The organism is Salinarimonas chemoclinalis, assembly GCF_041514305.1.
Classification (GTDB): Bacteria; Pseudomonadota; Alphaproteobacteria; order Rhizobiales; family Beijerinckiaceae; genus Salinarimonas; species Salinarimonas chemoclinalis.
This window is the reverse complement of sequence record NZ_JBGMWH010000002.1, coordinates 539,576-556,539: the sequence shown is the minus strand read 5'-3', so window position 1 is coordinate 556,539 and position 16,964 is coordinate 539,576. Positions and strand designations below refer to the sequence as shown.

The window sequence follows — 16,964 nt, the reverse complement described above, 5'->3', positions numbered from 1 at the left end:
AGGCTCTGGCCTCACGGCGTGAGCGAGACGCCGTTTCCGCCGTGGCGCTCCAGCCGCCCGGAGAGCTCGAGTTCGGTGAGCACCCGGTTCACGGATCCAATCGGCAAACCGGACTGCCGGGCGAGGTCGTCGATGCCGACGGGCGCCGGGCCGAGGAGGGCGAGGACCCGAGCCTCCGGTTCCGCGGCGTCTCCGCCTGCGGCCGGCGCCTGCGACGGCGGCTCCTCGAGATCGATGCCGACGAGGGGTGCGCGCGGGGGAGGGGGCAGCGGCACGCCGAAGTCGAGCCAGTCGAGCTCGTCCCAGAGCGCCTCCGCCGTGATCTCGCCGGAGACCTCCTGCGCCTCCAGGCTGTCGATCCAGCTCGCGTCGACCAGCGGCATCAGCGCCGAAACGACGTGATCGGCGGCGGCGCAGAGGGTCGCGCCCTCGCGGATCAGCGCGTTGGCGCCTTCCGCCCGCGGGTCCAGCGGCGAGCCGGGAACGGCGAAGACGATGCGGCCCTGCTCGTTGGCGAAGCGCGCGGTGATCAGCGAACCCGACCGGCGCGCCGCCTCGACGACGACGGTCCCGAGCGACAGCCCCGAGACGATCCGGTTGCGGCGCGGGAAGTCGCGGGCCTTCGGCTCCCAGGAGAACGGCATCTCTGAGAGGACGGCGCCACCCTCGTCGAGGATGCGCGCGTGGAGCGGCTCGTTCTCGGCGGGGTAGACCCGGCCGAGCCCGCCGGCGAGCACCGCGATCGTCGCCCCCGGCGCCGCGCGGTGGGCGGCGGTGTCGACGCCCCGCGCGAGGCCCGAGACGACGCCGAAGCCGGCGTCCGCGAGCTCGCGCGCGAGGCGTCCGGCGAAGGTGAGGCCGGCCGCGGAGGCGTTGCGCGAGCCGACGATCGCGACGCAGGGCGCGGCGAGCGCCGCGACGTCGCCGCGCACGCAGATCACCGGCGGAGCGGTGTCGACGGCGCGCAGTGCCTTCGGGTATCCCGGCCCGGCGGAAGCGAGGAAGCGCGCGCCCACCGCCCGCGCCGCCCGCATCTCGCGCTCGATCTCGGCCTCGCTCGCGATCCGCAGCCGCGCGCGGCCGGACTTGCGGGCGAGGTCCGGCAGGGCCTCGAGCGCCGCGCGCGCGCCGCCGAACTGGTTGACGAGCGCACGGAAGGTTCGCGGGCCCACGTTCTCGCTGCGGATCAGGCGCAGCCAGTCGAAGAGCTGGTCGTCGCTGAATGGTGCCGTCATTTCCCCCCGATCCTGCTCTCGGAGCCGGCGAGCAACCGTCTCAGGTTCTCGCGATGCTTCCACCAGAGCAGGATTGTGAGGAGAATTGCAAGCTCCGCCATCTGCCGCTCGCCGACGTACCACAGCGCGAGCGGTGCCGTCAGACTGCCGACCAAGGCCGAGAGGGACGAGTAGCGGGTCGTGACGGCGACGAGCAGCCAGGCGGCGCAGAACGCGAGCCCGATCCGCCAGTCGAGCCCGAACAGCACGCCGATGTAGGTCGCCACGCCCTTGCCGCCCTTGAACCCGAGCCATACGGGATAGCAATGGCCGAGGAAGGCGGCGAAGGCGGCGATGACGGCGGTGTTCGGCCCCCATTGCCAGGCGATCAGCACCGCCACCGTGCCCTTGAGCGCGTCGCCGAGCAGGGTGGCCGCGGCGAGGTCCTTGCGGCCCGTGCGTAGCACGTTGGTCGTGCCGATGTTGCCCGAGCCGATGTCGCGCACGTCGCCGAGCCCGGCCGCCTTGGTGAGCAGCAGCCCGAAGGGGATCGAGCCGGCGAGGTAGCCGAGGGCGAGGGCGCCGAGATAGTAGGGCCACGCGAGGCCCCAGTTCATGGATTCGACGATCATGGGCATCCCTTCGAGCGAGGAGGCGTGACGGCGGCACGGCCGGAGGACGGGCGTGGTCGCCGATTACGGGCGCGCAGCGATTCCCCTCTCCCTCGTGGAGAGGGGCTAGGGGTGTGGGGCGTCGCGCAGCGCGGTCCGGTGGTCGGACGCGCGACGAGCGTGTTGCAGATCGGCATGCGCGTCGAACTGGTCCTGCACGCCCCACACCTCCGACCCCTCTCCACGAGGGAGAGGGGAGAGCCGCTGCGCGCGACATCGGCGTATCGCACGCTGCGATTCGGCGCGCTCGGGCGGCGGGAAGGCATGAGCCGCCCGCTCAGGGCTCGGCCGAATACGCCACCCGCCCGGCGACGAGGGTCAGGTGGACACGGCCTTCCATGCGCGCCTCGTCGAAGGGCGAGTTCTTCGAGCGGGACTTGAGGTCGGCCTTGTCGAGCACCCAGGGCTCGTCGGGGTCGAACAGGATCAGGTCGGCGGGCGCGCCGCGCGAGAGCCGGCCCTGCTCGAGGCCGAGGATGTCGGCGGGGCGCGAGGTCATCGCCGCGATCAGCGCCGGCAGCGAGATGCGGTCGGCGTGGACGAGGCGCAGGCCCGCGCACAGCAGCGTCTCGAGGCCGAGCGCGCCGTTCGCCGCCTCCGCGAAGGGCAGGCGCTTGGTCTCGACGTCCTGCGGGTCGTGGTCGGAGACGATCACGTCGAGCGTGCCCTCGACGAGCGCCTCGATCAGCGCCTGGCGGTCCTCCTCGCCACGCAAGGGGGGCGAGAGCTTGAAGAAGGTGCGGTAGCCGCCGATGTCGTTCTCGTTGAAGGTCAGCGAGTTGATCGAGACGCCGCAGGTGAGGCCGATGCCCGTGTCCTTGGCGCGGCGGGCGATCTCTATCGAATCGGGGCACGACAGCATGGGCGCGTGCAGGCGCGTTCCCGCGAGGCGGGCGAGGCGCACGTCGCGCTCGAGCACGATGGTCTCGGCCTCCTTCGGGATGCCGAGCAGGCCGAGCCGCGCGGAGAGCTCGCCCTCGTTCATCACCCCGTCGCCGACGAGGTCGGGGTCCTCGCAATGGTTCATCACGAGCGCGCCGACGTCGCGGGCGTAGAGGAGCGCGCGGCGCATGACGCGCGCGTTCGTCACGCAGCGCGCCCCGTCGGTGAAGGCGACGGCGCCGGCCTCGCCGAGGAGGCCGAACTCGGTCATTTCCCTGCCTTCGCGACCCTTGGTCAGCGCGGCGGCGGGGAGCACGCGCACGATCGCCGTGTCGCGGGCGCGGCGCAGCATGTAGTCGACGATCGCCGGCTCGTCGACGGCGGGGTCGGTGTCGGGCATGGTGACGAGCGTCGTCACCCCGCCCGCGGCGGCGGCCTCGCTCGCGGAGGCCAGCGTTTCGCGGTGCTCGGCGCCCGGCTCGCCGACGAAGGCGCGCATGTCGACGAGGCCCGGCGCGAGCACGCGCCCGTCGCAGGCGATCACCCGCGCGCCCTCCGGCGCCGGCGGCGCGGCGCCCCAGACGACGTCGGCGATCAGGCCGTCCTCGACGCGCACCGAGCCGCGGCCCTCGCGCAGGCGCTCGGGGTCGACGAGGTGCGCGTCCTGGAGAACGAGGCTCGTCATGCGGCGCTCGGGATCTCGTCGAGGGCGTGGAATACGCGGCATCCGTGGGACCGGGCGGTGGCGACCATGTCGTCGGCGCCGGCCGAAGGCCCGCCGATCCGCAGCACGCCGTCGCACTTGGCGACGAGGCGCCGCGCGATCGGATGGAAGATCTCGTCGAACACCGCGTCACCGATACCCGTCGAGCCCGCCCGCTCGATCAGCGGCAGCGCGTACCATTCCCCCAGCACCGGCAGGTGCCCGGCGCGGAACAGCGCCAGCGCCGTGTCCGTCATGGCATCGACGTTGGCCTGGATCTTGGCCGGGTCGTCGCCCGTGCCGGATCGATAGGGGCCGGCGACGAGGATCATCAATGCAGCCATGGTGTCACCCGTTCGGCAGATGCGAGGCGAGCGCCTCGAGGACGGCCATGCGGACCGCCACGCCCATCTCCACCTGCTCGCGGATGAGCGACTGCGCGCCGTCGGCCACGTCCGACGCGATCTCGACGCCCCGGTTCATCGGGCCTGGATGCATCACGAGCGCGTCGGGGGCGGCGTGGGAGAGCTTCTCCGCGTCGAGCCCGTGGTAGCGGAAGTACTCCTTCACCGAGGGCACGAAGGAACCGTGCATGCGCTCGCGCTGGAGGCGCAGCATCATGACGATGTCCGCGCCCTCGATGCCCCGGCGCAGGTCGGAGAAGCAGGGGAAGCCCAGCGCCTCGATGCCCGCGGGCAGCAGCGTCGAGGGCGCGACGAGCCGCACCTTGGCGCCCAGCGCCGCGAGCAGGATCATGTTCGAGCGCGCCACCCGCGAATGCAGGATGTCGCCGCAGATCGCGACCGTGAGCCCCTGGATGCGGCCCTTGTTGCGGCGGATCGTCAGCGCGTCGAGGAGCGCCTGGGTCGGATGCTCGTGCGCGCCGTCCCCGGCGTTGACCACAGCGCAGTCGACCTTGCGGGCGAGGAGGTGCACCGCGCCCGCGGAATGGTGGCGCACGACGATGATGTCGGGGTGCATGGCGTTGAGCGTCGCCGCGGTGTCGACGAGGGTCTCGCCCTTCTTCACCGAGGAGGAGGCGACCGCCATGTTCATGACGTCGGCGCCCAGCCGCTTGCCGGCGAGTTCGAAGGAGGCCTGCGTGCGCGTCGAGGGCTCGAAGAACAGGTTGATCTGCGTGCGGCCCCGCAGCGTGGACTTCTTCTTCTCGATACGCCGCGACACCTCCACCGCATCGTCCGCCGCGTCCAGCAACGCCTCTATGTCGAGGGGCGAGAGGCCCTCGATCCCGAGGAGGTGGCGATGCGGATAGCGGGGGCGGGCGTCGGGCATGAGAGGACGGTATAGACGCTCCGGGGGCGGGGGCAAGCGGTCGTGTGGGCGTGACGGAAGCGCCTTTGGGTGCCGACGTCGAGCGCCCCGGGTCCTCTCCGAGAGTGAGGAGAGCGCGTCTGCGGGTCCGATCCGCCGTCGACCTCGGCCGATCCGCGTCGACGGGACCGGCGTTCCCGCAGTGCCCTCCCGTCCTCCCGCACACCGGAGGAACGAGAAGCCGCCTTCGCGCGTATCGCTCGACGCCTCGCCCGCGCGCTCTAGCCTCGCGCGCTGCGGCTCCGCGAGACGGGGTCCCTCTGCCATGCCCTGCGCGCACGTGCGACATGCACGCCAGCGCTGCGCGGCGTCATCCACTTGTCAAGGACGACGGGCACGAGTCACGATCAAGCATCGCCGGGCGAGCCCGGCGCCGAGCGCGAAGGGGTGACCCGAATGAAGCTCATGTCCCGCACGCAGGCGCGCCTCCAGGCGCTGGTGGGGCGCATCGACACGCGCTCCGACGCCCGGAAGATCGTCGACGCGCTCATCGCCGAGCGCGGCCAGAAGATCATGGAGGCCTGGTGGTGGCCGGCGGCGAAGCCGCTCGTCGAGGGCGTGCTGCGCTATCCGGAAGCGGTGCGCATGGCCGAGACGATCGCCCCGATGCAGGCGGACGCCGTGTTCGAGCATCTCTCCCGGCGCCTGAAGCTCGACGTGCGCACGAAGAACGCCGAGCGGCTGCCGCGGACCGGCAAGGTCGTCATCGTCTCGAATCACCCCACGGGCATCGCGGACGGCGTCGCGCTCTGGAACGCGGTGAAGGAGCGCCGGCGCGACCTCTCGATCTTCGCCAACCGCGACGCGATCCGCCTCAACCCGCGGCTCGCCGACATCATCGTGCCGGTCGAGTGGCGTTCCGCGTTCAAGACGCGGGAGAAGACGCGCGAGACGATTCGCCTCTCCACCCGCGCCTTCGACGACGAGCGCGCGGTGGTGCTGTTCCCGTCGGGGCGGCTCGCCTATTGGAACGACGACGAGAAGCGGCTGTGCGAGCGGCCGTGGATGTCCTCGGCGCTGGCGCTGGCGCGCCGCTACGATGCGCCGATCGTGCCGATCCACATGGGCGCGCGCAATTCCGGGCTGTTCCACTTCCTGGCGCGGGTATCGACGGAGCTGCGCGACATGACCGTGTTCTACGAGCTCCTGAACAAGACCGGCCAGCGCTTCGACATCCACTTCGGCGAGCCGATCGTGCCGGAGGCGCTCGAGGGGCGCGACATCCAGGTGCTGACGGAGCGCATGCGCGCGCACTGCTTCGAGACGCTGGCGCGCGACCCGGACGCCGCCTTCCTACCGTGATCAGAGCCCGCGCTTGGCCCGTGCCAGCGCGTCCCCGAACGCGTCGGCGAAGTCCGCCCGCTCGGGCGGGGAGAGCTCGCGGGCGATGACGACGCGCTCGCCGCGGGAGACGAGGGCGAGCGCCATCAGGCCGTAGTCCTCGTCGTGCTCCCGGTCGAGGCGCGTCCAGAGGGGGTTGAAGCGCCGTTCGGACCGCTCGCCGCGATGCGTCACCTTCCGGAAGAGCAGCTCGAGCGGCGTGAGAACCACCTCCTCGAAGCCCTTGGCCGAGCGGAAGCTCGCCTTGAAGGCGATCGCGAGCGCGACGAGATCGAGGCCGAGGAAGCCCGCCACGGGCCAGGCGCCGAGCACGATGAAGGGGATGCTCGATCCCACCGCCGCGAGGCAGCACAGGACGAGCACCAGCCGCGCGCCCGAGGGCGCGAGCGAGCGGTGCGGGGTGATCTTCGCCGAGAACAGCGGTGCCGTCTCGTCTCCTGGATCGTCTCGGGTATCGGTATCGGCCATCGGGGGAACGCCTTGCCGTCTTCGCGAGGGAGAGTATAACGCGCACGTCGCCGCTTGGGAGTGTGCCGTGCGCTCGAAATCGCCGGAGGAGACGGTCGCCGACGCCGCACCCGCCGACGGGAGCGGGGAGGGGCGGCCCGTTCGCGGACGCGCCGCGACGGCGAAGACGGCCTCGAAGCCCCGACCGAAAGCGACCAAGCCGAAGCCAGCCGCCAAGTTCGCCGGCGCCATCGGCCGCAAGCCGCCCAGGCCCGTCGACGCCGAGACGCGCCGCGAGATCTTCCGCCGCCTCGCCGCCGCCGATCCCGATCCGCGCTCGGATCTCGAGTACACGAACCCCTTCACGCTCCTCGTCGCCGTCGTCCTCTCCGCCCAGGCGACGGACGCCGGCGTCAACAAGGCGACCCGCGGCCTCTTCCCGGTGGCGGACACGCCCGCCGCCATGCTGGCGCTCGGCGAGGAGGGGGTGCGCGAGCGCATCAAGACGATCGGCCTGTTCAACGCCAAGGCGAAGAACGTGATCGCGCTGTCGCGGATCCTGGTCGAGGAGCACGGCGGCGCGGTGCCGGCGGACCGGTCGGTGCTGGAGACGCTGCCCGGCGTCGGGCGCAAGACGGCGGCCGTCGTGATGAACGTCGCCTTCGGCGAGCCGACGCTCGCCGTCGACACGCACATCTTCCGCGTCTCCCACCGCATCCCGCTCGCCTACGGGCGCGACACCGATGCGATCGAGGCCGCGCTGACCCCGCTCGTGCCGGAGCCCTACCGGCGCAATGCGCATCATTGGCTGATCCTGCACGGCCGCTACGTCTGCAAGGCCCGCAAGCCCGAATGCTGGCGCTGCGCCGTCGCCGATCTCTGCCGCTTCCCCGACAAGACGCCCGTGCCGAGCCCCGGCAAGGGCAGGCCCCGAACCGCGCCGACCATCGAGCCCGAGGAGGACCCGAGCCCGTGACCCGTCCCGCCATCCCGCTCGAGGAGCGCCTGATCATCGGCCTCGACGTCCCCTCCGTCGAGGAGGCCCGCGCCCTCGTGGCGCGCATCGGCGACGCGGGGCGGTTCTACAAGATCGGCTACCGGCTGGGCTTCTCGGGCGGGCTCGGCTTCGCGCGGGAGCTCGTCGACGCGGGCAAGAAGGTCTTCCTCGACTTCAAGCTCCACGACATCGCCAACACGGTGGAGGAGGGCGTCGGCGCGGTCGCGGCGATGGGGGTGGATTTCCTGACCGTGCACGCCTACCCGCAGACCATGCGCGCGGCCGTGGCCGGGCGTGGCGAAGGTGGCCTGCGGATCCTCGCGGTCACCGTGCTGACCTCCTGGGACGACGCCGACCTCGCCGAGGCGGGGTTCTCCGGCGACGTCGCGAGCCTCGTCGCACGCCGCGCGGCGCAGGCCGGCGCGATCGGCATCGACGGCATCGTCGCCTCGGCGGCGGAGGCGGCGCGCCTGCGCGGCGTCGTGGGCGACGAGACGCTGATCGTCACGCCGGGCATTCGCCCCGCCGGCGCGGAGGCCGGCGACCAGAAGCGCGTCGTCACCCCGGCGGCCGCGCTGGCCGCGGGCGCAGACCACCTCGTCGTCGCCCGCCCGATCATCCGCGCGGAGGACCCGCGCGCCGCCGCGCAGAGCGTGCTCGACGAGATGGCGCAGGCCGTCTGAGCGTCTCCGCCGCTTGCCTTCGCGACGGGCGGATCGGCTAGGATGCGCGCACCGGGCGCCGCGTCGGCACCGCCCGAGACCAGGAGACACCATGCCCAAGGCCTATTTCATCGCCCGCGTCACCGTCACCGACCCGGAGCGCTACGCCGAGTACGCCAAGGGCGCCACCGAGGCGATCCGCAAGTACGGCGGCCGGCCGATCGTGCGCGGCGGCGCGATGAAGGTCATGGAAGGCGAAGGGCGCCCGCGCAACGTCGTCATCGAGTTCGAGTCGATGGAGCAGGCGCAAGCCTACTACCACTCGCCGGAGTACCAGGCGGCGAAGGCCAAGCGCGAGGGCGCCGGCATCGCCGACATGGTCATCGTCGAGGGAGCGGAGTGATGCCCAAGGGCTACTGGGTGGGCCGCATCGACGTGCGCGACGCCGACGCCTACAAGGACTACGTCGCCAGGAACGGCATCGCCTTCGCCAAGTACGGCGGGCGCTTTCTGGTGCGCGGCGGGACCTTCGAGGCGGTGAAGGGCGCGGCGCGGGCACGCAACGTCGTCATCGAGTTCCCGAGCTATCGGGCCGCGCTCGATTGCTTCCATTCGCCGGAGTATCAGGAGGCGCTCGCCGCCCAGAAGGGCGGGGCGGACATCGACCTCATCGTCGTCGAGGGCTACGACGGGCCCCAGCCTGGTGAGGGCTGATCCGGCGCCCGGCTACCGCATCCGCCCGGCGGCGGAGCCGGACGTGCCGCTCCTGCCGGCGATCGAGGCGTCCGCCGCGACGCTCCTCGCCGAATCCGCCGTCGGACTGCCGGAGCCGTCGGCGACGATGCCGCCGGAGGCGCTCGACCTGTGCCGCGTGGCCGGCACGCTCTGGGTCGCGGCGGATGCGAGCGATACGCCGGTCGGCTTCGTCGCCGCGGGCGAGCTCGACGGCTTCCTGCACGTGCACGAACTCTCCGTCGCCCGCGACCACCAGCGGCGCCGCCTCGGCACCGCGCTGATGGCGGCGGCGATCGATTTCGGGCGCTGGGCCTTCGTACCGGCTGTGACGCTCACCACCGATCGCTTCCTGGCCTGGAACAAGCCGTTCTACGCCCGGCTCGGCTTCGTCGAGCTGACCATAGCCGGTCTGCCGCCGGGCCACGCCGCGCGGCACGCCAACGAGATCGCCGCTGGGCTCGACCCGGCGCGACGCTGCGTCATGGCGAAGGTGCTCTGACCGTCGGCCCGCTCGCTCCGCGCGGGGCCGAGCGGAGCGAACCGCCGACCTCGTGCGTTCTCCCAAGGGGCGACGAGGACGAGGTGGCGCACACGTGGTCGACGAGATCCTCCATTCCGGCGAGATCCCGCTCTGGGACGTGACGATTCGGCTGTTCGCCGCGGCGATCGGCGGCATGCTGCTCGGTCTCGACAGGGAGCTGCGGGGTCGCGCGACGGGCCTGCGCACCCACGGCATGGTCAGCCTCTCGTCCTGCGTCATCACGATCTCGGCCTTCCTCGTCTACGAGCAGGCACTCGCGACCGGGGACCAGGTGACGGTCGACCCGCTGCGCGCGATCCAGGGCCTCGCCCAGGCGATCGGCTTCATCGCGGCGGGTGCGATCTTCGTCTCGAAGGGAGACGTGCGCAACCTCACCTCGGCCGCCAACCTCTGGCTCGCCGCCGCCTTCGGCATCGCGCTGGGCGCGGGACAGTACACGCTCGCCGCGGTCTCGGTCGTGTTCGGCATCATCATGATGTCCGTCGTGCGGGTGATCGAGCTGAAGCTCCACCTAAAGCACGAGCGCGACGCCGACTGAGGCGCCGTGTCGCGCGGATCACTCGCACAGGCGATAGTCGTTCGTTCGCTGGCGCTGATCGAAGTGCAGATGGTCGTCGTGATGGGCGTCCGCACCCGGGCCGAGCACGGTGCGGAAGTGCGCGCAGGCCCCCCGGCGGATCTCGCGCTGGAACGCGGCTTGCGGGCCGTCCTCGTCGCCGCGCGGCGCGACCGGCACGGCGGCGCGCGTCTCGAAGCCGATGCCCGTGATGTCGAGCGCGTTGGCGAAGGCGTGCTCGGAGAGACGGGCATCCTCCTGACGGTTGCGGCCGCGGCAGGCGTAGGATCCTCCCGTGGACAGGGTCGTCGGCCGGGCGTCGAGATGCTCGCGCGCGGCAGGCAGGAGCGCCTCCTCGACCCATCCGTCGAGAGCCCGGGCGACGGAACATCGGACCGTGACGGACGGCTCGAGCGCGATGCCGCGCACGGCTCGTACCAGCAGCGGGAAGGCCGCGCCGCAGCGGCCCTCGCCGTCGATCGGGGGCATCTCCTCGTAGACGACGCCGCGCGCGTCGAGGTCCGCGAGGCAGGCCTCGTGGGCCGCGCGCTCGGCGGGGTCGGTCTCGAGCGGCCTGCGCGGCGCGTCGGGCAGGACCGCCTCGGGCTCCACCACGACCGGGCGCGCGGGCGGAAGCGGCGACTCGTCGGTGCGCGCGTCGACCTCCGGCCGCTCCGGCCCGTCCTCCTGCTCCTCGAGCACGGGCCGTGCCACGGGGAGCGGCGGGTCGGTGTCGATCCGCCCGAACTCCGCCGGGCGCTCGGGCGGGCGCGGCGGCGGGTCTCGCGCGTCGACCGGAAGGGCGACGAGAAGCATCGAGAGCGTCGTCGCGCCGATGGCCGCGCCCGCGAGCCGCGAGCGCACGCGCCGGGGGAGGGACGGCCGCGGGCTCATTCGACGAATACCACCGGCGTGCCGGTCTCGACGAGCCCGGCCAGCTCCTCGGCGTCCCAGTTCGTCAGCCGGACACATCCGTGGCTGAAATCCTTGTCGATCTCCTCCGGCGTCGGCGTGCCGTGGATGCCGTAGGTCGGCTCGCTGAGGTCGATCCACACCGTGCCGACGGGGTTGTTGGGCCCGGGCGGGATCTCGAGCGCCTCGTCGAGATCGCCCTGCTGGAAGTTGACGTCCGGCCGGTAGTAGTAGGCCGGATCCCTCGCGATCGCCGTGATCTCGTGCGTGCCCGACGGGGACGGCGTCTCGCGGCTCCCGACCGTCGCGGGATGGAACAGGACGAGCGCGCCGTCCGCGTCGAGCGCCCGCAGGGCGCCGACGGAGCGGGAAACCTCTATTCGTGCGATCGCCCCTTCCTGCAGGGGCTCTCCCGGCCGGGCGACGAGGATCTCGGTCCCCGCTCGCGAAAAGTCGGCGTCGGGGTTCATGGCGGCGAGGAGGTCCTGGTCCATGTGGAATCGCTCGGCGAGCATCTCCTGCGGGCCGCGATAGGCGAGGCGCTCCATCTCGGCGAGCGCGGCGTAGTCGTCGGGGATCTCGTCGACGAAGGGGCCGGCGACGTCCTCCTCGGTGATCGCGTAGGTGGCGAGCACGGGATCGCCGTCGCCGGCGATCAGCGCCTCGACGACCGACGCCGCCAGCGGCGCGTCGGCGTCGAGGCCCTCGCGGCCGGCCCAGGCCTCGAGCGCCTTGCGGACGTTTTCGCCGAGATACCCGTCGATGACGCCGGGGGAGACGTCCGCGCGATCGAGCAGGACCTGGAGGCGCAGGACGAGCGGGCTGCGCTCACCCTCCACCGGCTCGTGCTCGTCGAGACGCGCCGTCTCGACGGCGATGGGGTCGATCGCGCGATCGGCGGCGGCCGCGGGCGAGACTCCCGCGGAGGCGAGCCCGAGGCCGAGGGCGGCGGCGAAGCGGAAGTGGCGCATGGGGAAGGCTCCCGTCGATCGTGTCGGCGAGGCAACGCACGGGGGCGCGGGAGGCTCCCTCGCCGTGGACGGCCCGCGCGTGGGCGTTTCGGGAACGGGACGAATCGCCGTGCTTCGCAGGCGCCGCGACGTGTGATAGATGCGCCTCGCATCGCTCGCGTGGCCCCGTGGCGAAATTGGTAGACGCACCGAACTTAAAATTCGGAGCCCTCGAGGCGTGCCGGTTCGAGCCCGGCCGGGGCCACCAGCGCACGTCCTCCAATCCGCGAATGGCCGCGACACCCTTCGGTGACGTCGCGCCCTCCGCATCTCGGTGCGGCGCGGCTGGATGAACGAAATGCAATAGCAATCAATCTTCCATAAAATGCGCTGTTCTTCATTCGGTATAATTGCCCGGTACGATCCTCGCACAGTCTCCGGCCAGCGTCTTGTTCGGTTCCGTTCAGGAACACCGAACAAGCGACATTGACATCCGTTGACGAGGAGGCGTTTCGATATGGCCAACTTCGATTTTCATCGTTTAACACCGGGAAAACCATTCTCCGGCACAATCCCGAATCGAGGCGAATTCACGGGGGGCGCATCGGGCGCGCGCAATCGGGCGCGGCGTCTTCTCCACGGGAGATCGGCAGGCGTGCGCCATAATCAAACCACTGTTCACCTTTTTCTCGAAAGCCACGGTTCCGTGCCGGTCGCGCGCATGCGGCCGCCGGAGGCGCCCTTGGTCCGCTCCGTCGTCCCGCTCCGCGGCACGCCGGTCGCGGTCGCCCGCCCGAGCTCGCGAGGATCCGAGTGATGCAGGGACGTTCGAACGCCCCCGAGACGTCGGCCAAGCCGGCGAAGGAGCGGACGCTCCCGATCGACAAGGACGCGTTCTCGCAGCGCCTCTGGCAGGCGATCAAGCGCAGCGGCCTCACCTACAAGGAAACCGCCCGGCGGGCCCAGGAGCACCTGCCGCCGGGCATGCGCATCTCCGACGTCAGCGTCTGGTCGTACGCGAAGGGCCGCAGCCTGCCGCGGCGGATGACGCACGTGGAGGCGCTCGGTCGCGTGCTCGGCGTCGAGACGCAGGAACTCCTCGGCTCCGTCGACCTCGTCGGTCCCGGCGGCGCCGCCGCCGAGGAGGCCGCCGTCTCGGGCGTGCACGTCGACGATCTCGGCGACGGGCGCGCCATGCTCAAGATCGCCATGGCGGCGCCCTGGCCCGTCGCGCTCGAGGTGCTGCGCCTGCTCAAGGGCGAGGAGGGTGAGGAGGGCGCGGACCCCGAGGATGGCGACGAACCCGCCGAGAACGACGAGGAGCCCAACCGACTTTAGCGACGCGGGGCGCAAATCCGACGCATTCTGCCCCGACCGTCCGGCCGGTTCGCGCTTGACGGTGCGATCGCAGACAACGAGAGCGTGGCGCGGGCGCCCGCGGGACCTCCCCGCCGGGCGCCCGAGAGGCACGCCCCGCCCCCACAGCGTCGAGACATCGAGACAATGAAGCAGCAACGCCGCTACGCCATCGCGCCGTCCCTGGTGCGCCTGATCCGCCGCGAGCGGCCGGGCGCGCGGGTGCTGGAGGGGCACTTTCCCGATCAGCCGGATCGCCGCTCTCACGTACGCCTGGAGGGCGAGCGCTGCGAACTCGTGCTCGAGACGCTCCAGGACGGCGCCGTGTCCGGCGAGGAGCGCACCGAGGTCTCGCGGGCGCAGGGGGAGATCCTGCTCGACGTCTGCGCCGGCAAGGTGAGCTACGAGCGCATCCGCATGGACCAGGGAGAGGGGCCGATCGTCGTGGTCGACCGCTATCTCGCCCCTGCGACCGCCGCCGTCGTGCGCGTCGCCTTCGACGATGCGGAGGAGGCGAGGGCGTTCGTGGCCCCGCACTGGTTCGGCCCCGAGCTCGCCGGCGAGGAAGCGGTCGAGCCGCGCGCGCTGGCGCTCGGCGCCCGTCCGCCGCTCTGGGAGGGGCCGATCGCCGATGCGGCGCTCGATTCGCTCCTCGACCACCTCGATACGCGAACACCGCGATTCGCCGGGCGCGGCCGAGACGACGCCGTGCTGAGCGCCCTCAAGCGCCTCGCGCGCAGCGATGCGCCGGCGGCGCAACCCGCCGCCCAGCCGGCTCCTTCCGCCCCGAAGGCGCCGGCCCCGAACGGCTCCAAGCCGCAGGCGGCGCGCCCCGCGCCCGCGGCTCCGCCCGCCGCGCCCGATCCGGGCGACGGCGCCGCCGAGGACGCCCTGTTCGAGCCCGTCGAGCCGGGGCGGCCGGCGAAGCCCACGAACGGCACGGCCGAGCGGCCCTCCTGACCGGGGGGCGCGCGCGAGCCGCCGCACCCTCACCCCGTGCCTCGCCCTTGCCTCGCACGCTCGCGCGGGTCATGTCTGGCCCACGCGCCGCGTGCGCGCTCCCCCGCGCGCCACCCATCTGCGAGAGGCCCCGCATGATCCGCTTCGAGACGCCCGTGCGCCCCGCCCCGGTCGCGCCCGTGCGCGAGCACGTCGTCCGCCTCCACGGCCGGGAGGTCCACGATCCCTACGCCTGGATCAAGGCCGAGAACTGGCGCGCCGTCCTCGAGGACCCGAAGGCGCTGCCCGAGGAGATCCGCGCCTATCTCGAGGCGGAGAACGCCTACGGCGAGGCCGTGCTCGCGGGCACCGACGCGCTGCGCGCGGCGCTCGTCGAGGAAATGCGCGGGCGCATCAAGGAGGACGATTCCTCCGTGCCCGAGCCGGACGGCCCCTTCGCCTACTACACGCGCTACCGCGAGGGCGGCGAGCACCCGCTCGTCTGCCGCCAGCCGCGGGACGGCGGGGAGGGCACGATCCTCCTCGACGGCGACGCCCTGGCGCAGGGGCACGGCTACTTCGCCTTCGGCAGCATCGCGCACACCCGCGATCACGCCCGCCTCGCCTGGGCGAGCGACACGGAGGGCTCGGAGAGCTATGTCGTGCGCGTGCGAGAGCTCTCCACCGGCGAGGACCTGCCCGACCGGCTGGAGCGCGTCGCCGGCGGCCTCGCCTGGAGCGCCGACGGCCGGGCGCTCTACTACGTCGAGCGCGACGAGAACCACCGCCCCGCCCGCGTGCGCCGCCACCTGCTCGGGACGCCCCAGGACGACGACGTGCTGGTCTACGCCGAAGGGGACGCCGGCTGGTTCGTCACTCTCGGCGAGACGCGCGCGCGCGATTTCGCCGTGATCTCGCTCGGCGACCACGAGACCTCCGAGGCCTGGCTCCTCGACCTCGCCGATCCCGAGGCCACGCCGCGCCTCGTGGCGAAGCGCGAGCGCGAGGTGCGCTACGACGTCGAGCAGCGCGGCGATGCGCTCGTCATCCTCACGAACGCCGACGGCGCGGAGGACTTCAAGCTCGTCACCGCGCCGCTCTCCGATCCATCGCGCGGCAACTGGCGCGACCTCGTCCCGCACCGCCCGGGCACCATGATCCTCGACCACGCCGCCTTCTCCGGCCACCTGGTGCGGCTCGAGCGCGAGGACGCGCGCCCGCGCATCGTGATCCTCGCGCTCGCCACGGGCGAGGAGCACGCGATCCGCTTCGAGGAGGAGACCTATTCGCTCGGCATGCGGGCCGGGGAGGAATACGACACGACGCGGATGCGTTTCGTCTATTCCTCGCTCACCACGCCGGGCGAGACCTTCGACTACGACATGGCGAGCCGCGAGCGGGTGCTGCGCAAGCGCCAGGAGGTGCCGAGCGGCCACGATCCGGCGGCCTACGTCACGAAGCGTCTGTTCGCCACCGCCGCGGACGGCGCGCGCGTGCCGATCTCGCTGCTCCACCGGGCGGACACCCCGCTCGACGGGAGCGCGCCGGCGCTGCTCTACGGCTACGGCTCCTACGGCATCGCCATGCCGGCGTCGTTTCGCACCAACATCCTCTCACTCGTCGACCGCGGCTTCGTCTTCGCCATCGCCCACGTACGCGGCGGCACGGAGAAGGGCTGGCGCTGGTACACCGACGGCAAGCGGGAGAAGAAGGCCAACACGTTCGAGGACTTCGTCGCCTGCGCTCATGCCTTGTGCGAGGCGGGTTACACCGCCCCCGGGCGCATCGTGGCGCAGGGCGGCAGCGCCGGGGGCATGCTGATGGGCGCCGTCGCCAACACGGCGCCGGAGCTCTTCGCCGGCATCGTCGCGGAGGTGCCCTTCGTCGACGTGCTCAACACGATGCTCGACGCCGACCTGCCGCTCACCCCGCCGGAATGGCCCGAATGGGGCAACCCGATCGAGAGCGCGGAGGCCTTCGCGCAGATCCTGAGCTACTCGCCCTACGACAACGTGCGGCCCCAGGCCTACCCGGCGATCCTCGCCATGGGCGGGCTCACCGATCCGCGGGTGACGTACTGGGAGCCGACGAAGTGGATCGCGCGGCTGCGCGCCACCATGACCGGCGGCGGGCCGATCGTGCTGCACATGAACATGGGCGCCGGGCACGGCGGCGCCTCCGGGCGCTTCAAGCACCTGGAGGAGGTGGCGCTCGCCTACGCGTTCGCGCTGGCCAGCGTGGAGGCGCGGGGGTGATCATCGGCATCGGCTCGGATCTCTGCGACATCCGGCGCATCGAGACGTCGCTCACGCGCTTCGGCGAGCGCTTCACGCGGCGCGTGTTCACCGAGGGCGAGCGGGCGCGGAGCGAGCGCCGCGCGTCACGCGCCCCGTCCTACGCGCGGCGCTTCGCGGCGAAGGAGGCCTGCGCCAAGGCGCTCGGCACGGGATTCGCGGAGGGCGTGTTCTGGCGCGACATGGAGGTGGTGAACCTGCCCTCCGGCGCGCCGACGATGGCGCTCGCGAACGGCGCGGCGGCACGGCTCGCGGCGATCACTCCGCCGGGACACCGCGCGGTGGTGCACCTGAGCCTCACCGACGATCCGCCGCTCGCGCAGGCCTTCGTGGTAATCGAGGCGGTTCCGGCCTCGCCGGGATGAGGGCGCCTTGCGGCGACGACGACCTTCCCCCGCGTCCCGCCGCGATTGCGGCGCCCGCGCCTTTCGG

At 72.3% G+C, this 16,964-nt stretch carries 19 protein-coding genes and 1 tRNA gene; 12 read left to right on the top strand and 8 right to left on the bottom strand.

Annotated elements, in window-relative coordinates:
- Positions 1–11: 11 nt before the first annotated feature.
- The 5 genes from dprA to AB9M23_RS06380 form a co-directional block, all read right to left on the bottom strand.
- Positions 12–1,235 carry a DNA-processing protein DprA gene (gene dprA / locus AB9M23_RS06400; protein WP_372423467.1) on the bottom strand — a complete coding sequence of 408 codons (1,224 nt, stop codon included), beginning with the start codon at positions 1,233–1,235 and terminating at the stop codon, positions 12–14.
- Positions 1,232–1,846, bottom strand: coding sequence for a glycerol-3-phosphate 1-O-acyltransferase PlsY (gene plsY / locus AB9M23_RS06395; protein WP_372423465.1), 615 nt, complete (start codon positions 1,844–1,846; stop codon positions 1,232–1,234). Before plsY ends, dprA begins: the two co-directional genes overlap by 4 nt.
- Before the next feature lie 316 nt (positions 1,847–2,162).
- A complete protein-coding gene (locus tag AB9M23_RS06390) occupies positions 2,163–3,452 on the bottom strand; it encodes a dihydroorotase (RefSeq protein ID WP_372423463.1) in 1,290 nt (429 codons plus the stop codon).
- Entirely contained in the window at positions 3,449–3,805 is a 357-nt protein-coding gene (locus AB9M23_RS06385) for a DUF4406 domain-containing protein (protein ID WP_372423778.1), read from the bottom strand. Before AB9M23_RS06385 ends, AB9M23_RS06390 begins: the two co-directional genes overlap by 4 nt.
- A 13-nt stretch (positions 3,806–3,818) precedes the next feature.
- On the bottom strand, positions 3,819–4,763 hold the full coding sequence (locus AB9M23_RS06380; RefSeq protein ID WP_372423462.1) for an aspartate carbamoyltransferase catalytic subunit: 945 nt from the start codon (positions 4,761–4,763) through the stop codon (positions 3,819–3,821).
- 435 nt (positions 4,764–5,198) lie between these two features.
- Between AB9M23_RS06380 and AB9M23_RS06375 the strand changes: the two genes are divergently transcribed.
- Positions 5,199–6,104 carry a 1-acyl-sn-glycerol-3-phosphate acyltransferase gene (locus AB9M23_RS06375; protein WP_372423460.1) on the top strand — a complete coding sequence of 302 codons (906 nt, stop codon included), beginning with the start codon at positions 5,199–5,201 and terminating at the stop codon, positions 6,102–6,104.
- Here AB9M23_RS06375 and AB9M23_RS06370 read toward each other — a convergent pair whose 3' ends face one another.
- A complete protein-coding gene (locus tag AB9M23_RS06370) occupies positions 6,105–6,611 on the bottom strand; it encodes a DUF2244 domain-containing protein (RefSeq protein ID WP_372423458.1) in 507 nt (168 codons plus the stop codon). It lies immediately after the preceding gene.
- Positions 6,612–6,678: 67 nt separating this feature from the next.
- Between AB9M23_RS06370 and nth the strand changes: the two genes are divergently transcribed.
- The 6 genes from nth (at position 6,679) to AB9M23_RS06340 (ending at position 10,063) form a co-directional block, all read left to right on the top strand.
- Positions 6,679–7,566 carry an endonuclease III gene (gene nth / locus AB9M23_RS06365; protein WP_372423456.1) on the top strand — a complete coding sequence of 296 codons (888 nt, stop codon included), beginning with the start codon at positions 6,679–6,681 and terminating at the stop codon, positions 7,564–7,566.
- Positions 7,563–8,270 carry an orotidine-5'-phosphate decarboxylase gene (gene pyrF, locus AB9M23_RS06360; RefSeq protein WP_372423454.1) on the top strand — a complete coding sequence of 236 codons (708 nt, stop codon included), beginning with the start codon at positions 7,563–7,565 and terminating at the stop codon, positions 8,268–8,270. The genes nth and pyrF overlap by 4 nt, the downstream gene beginning before the upstream one ends.
- A 91-nt stretch (positions 8,271–8,361) precedes the next feature.
- Positions 8,362–8,652, top strand: coding sequence for a DUF1330 domain-containing protein (locus AB9M23_RS06355; protein ID WP_372423452.1), 291 nt, complete (start codon positions 8,362–8,364; stop codon positions 8,650–8,652).
- Positions 8,652–8,963, top strand: coding sequence for a DUF1330 domain-containing protein (locus AB9M23_RS06350; RefSeq protein ID WP_372423450.1), 312 nt, complete (start codon positions 8,652–8,654; stop codon positions 8,961–8,963). Before AB9M23_RS06355 ends, AB9M23_RS06350 begins: the two co-directional genes overlap by 1 nt.
- Positions 8,953–9,483: a GNAT family N-acetyltransferase gene (locus tag AB9M23_RS06345; RefSeq protein WP_372423449.1), complete on the top strand. Its 531-nt coding sequence runs from the start codon at positions 8,953–8,955 to the stop codon at positions 9,481–9,483. The genes AB9M23_RS06350 and AB9M23_RS06345 overlap by 11 nt, the downstream gene beginning before the upstream one ends.
- A 94-nt stretch (positions 9,484–9,577) precedes the next feature.
- Positions 9,578–10,063 (top strand): MgtC/SapB family protein, encoded by a 486-nt coding sequence (locus tag AB9M23_RS06340; RefSeq protein WP_372423447.1) that lies wholly within the window; start codon positions 9,578–9,580, stop codon positions 10,061–10,063.
- Between the two features lie 18 nt (positions 10,064–10,081).
- Here the strand turns inward: AB9M23_RS06340 and AB9M23_RS06335 are convergent, their stop codons facing one another.
- Both AB9M23_RS06335 and AB9M23_RS06330 read right to left on the bottom strand, forming a co-directional pair.
- Positions 10,082–10,975, bottom strand: coding sequence for an extensin-like domain-containing protein (locus AB9M23_RS06335; RefSeq protein ID WP_372423445.1), 894 nt, complete (start codon positions 10,973–10,975; stop codon positions 10,082–10,084).
- On the bottom strand, positions 10,972–11,964 hold the full coding sequence (locus AB9M23_RS06330; protein ID WP_372423443.1) for a L,D-transpeptidase family protein: 993 nt from the start codon (positions 11,962–11,964) through the stop codon (positions 10,972–10,974). Before AB9M23_RS06330 ends, AB9M23_RS06335 begins: the two co-directional genes overlap by 4 nt.
- 161 nt (positions 11,965–12,125) lie before the next feature.
- Between AB9M23_RS06330 and AB9M23_RS06325 the strand changes: the two genes are divergently transcribed.
- From AB9M23_RS06325 to acpS, 5 genes are all read left to right on the top strand, one after another.
- Positions 12,126–12,211: transfer RNA gene (locus AB9M23_RS06325), tRNA-Leu, on the top strand.
- Positions 12,212–12,759: 548 nt separating this feature from the next.
- Positions 12,760–13,281: a hypothetical protein gene (locus AB9M23_RS06320; RefSeq protein ID WP_372423441.1), complete on the top strand. Its 522-nt coding sequence runs from the start codon at positions 12,760–12,762 to the stop codon at positions 13,279–13,281.
- Between the two features lie 165 nt (positions 13,282–13,446).
- Entirely contained in the window at positions 13,447–14,259 is an 813-nt protein-coding gene (locus AB9M23_RS06315) for a CYTH domain-containing protein (protein ID WP_372423439.1), read from the top strand.
- Positions 14,260–14,393: 134 nt separating this feature from the next.
- The gene (locus AB9M23_RS06310; protein WP_372423437.1) at positions 14,394–16,493 is read left to right on the top strand and encodes a S9 family peptidase; all 2,100 of its coding nucleotides are present in this window, start codon (positions 14,394–14,396) and stop codon (positions 16,491–16,493) included.
- On the top strand, positions 16,490–16,897 hold the full coding sequence (gene acpS, locus AB9M23_RS06305; RefSeq protein ID WP_372423435.1) for a holo-ACP synthase: 408 nt from the start codon (positions 16,490–16,492) through the stop codon (positions 16,895–16,897). Before AB9M23_RS06310 ends, acpS begins: the two co-directional genes overlap by 4 nt.
- Positions 16,898–16,964: the final 67 nt, after the last annotated feature.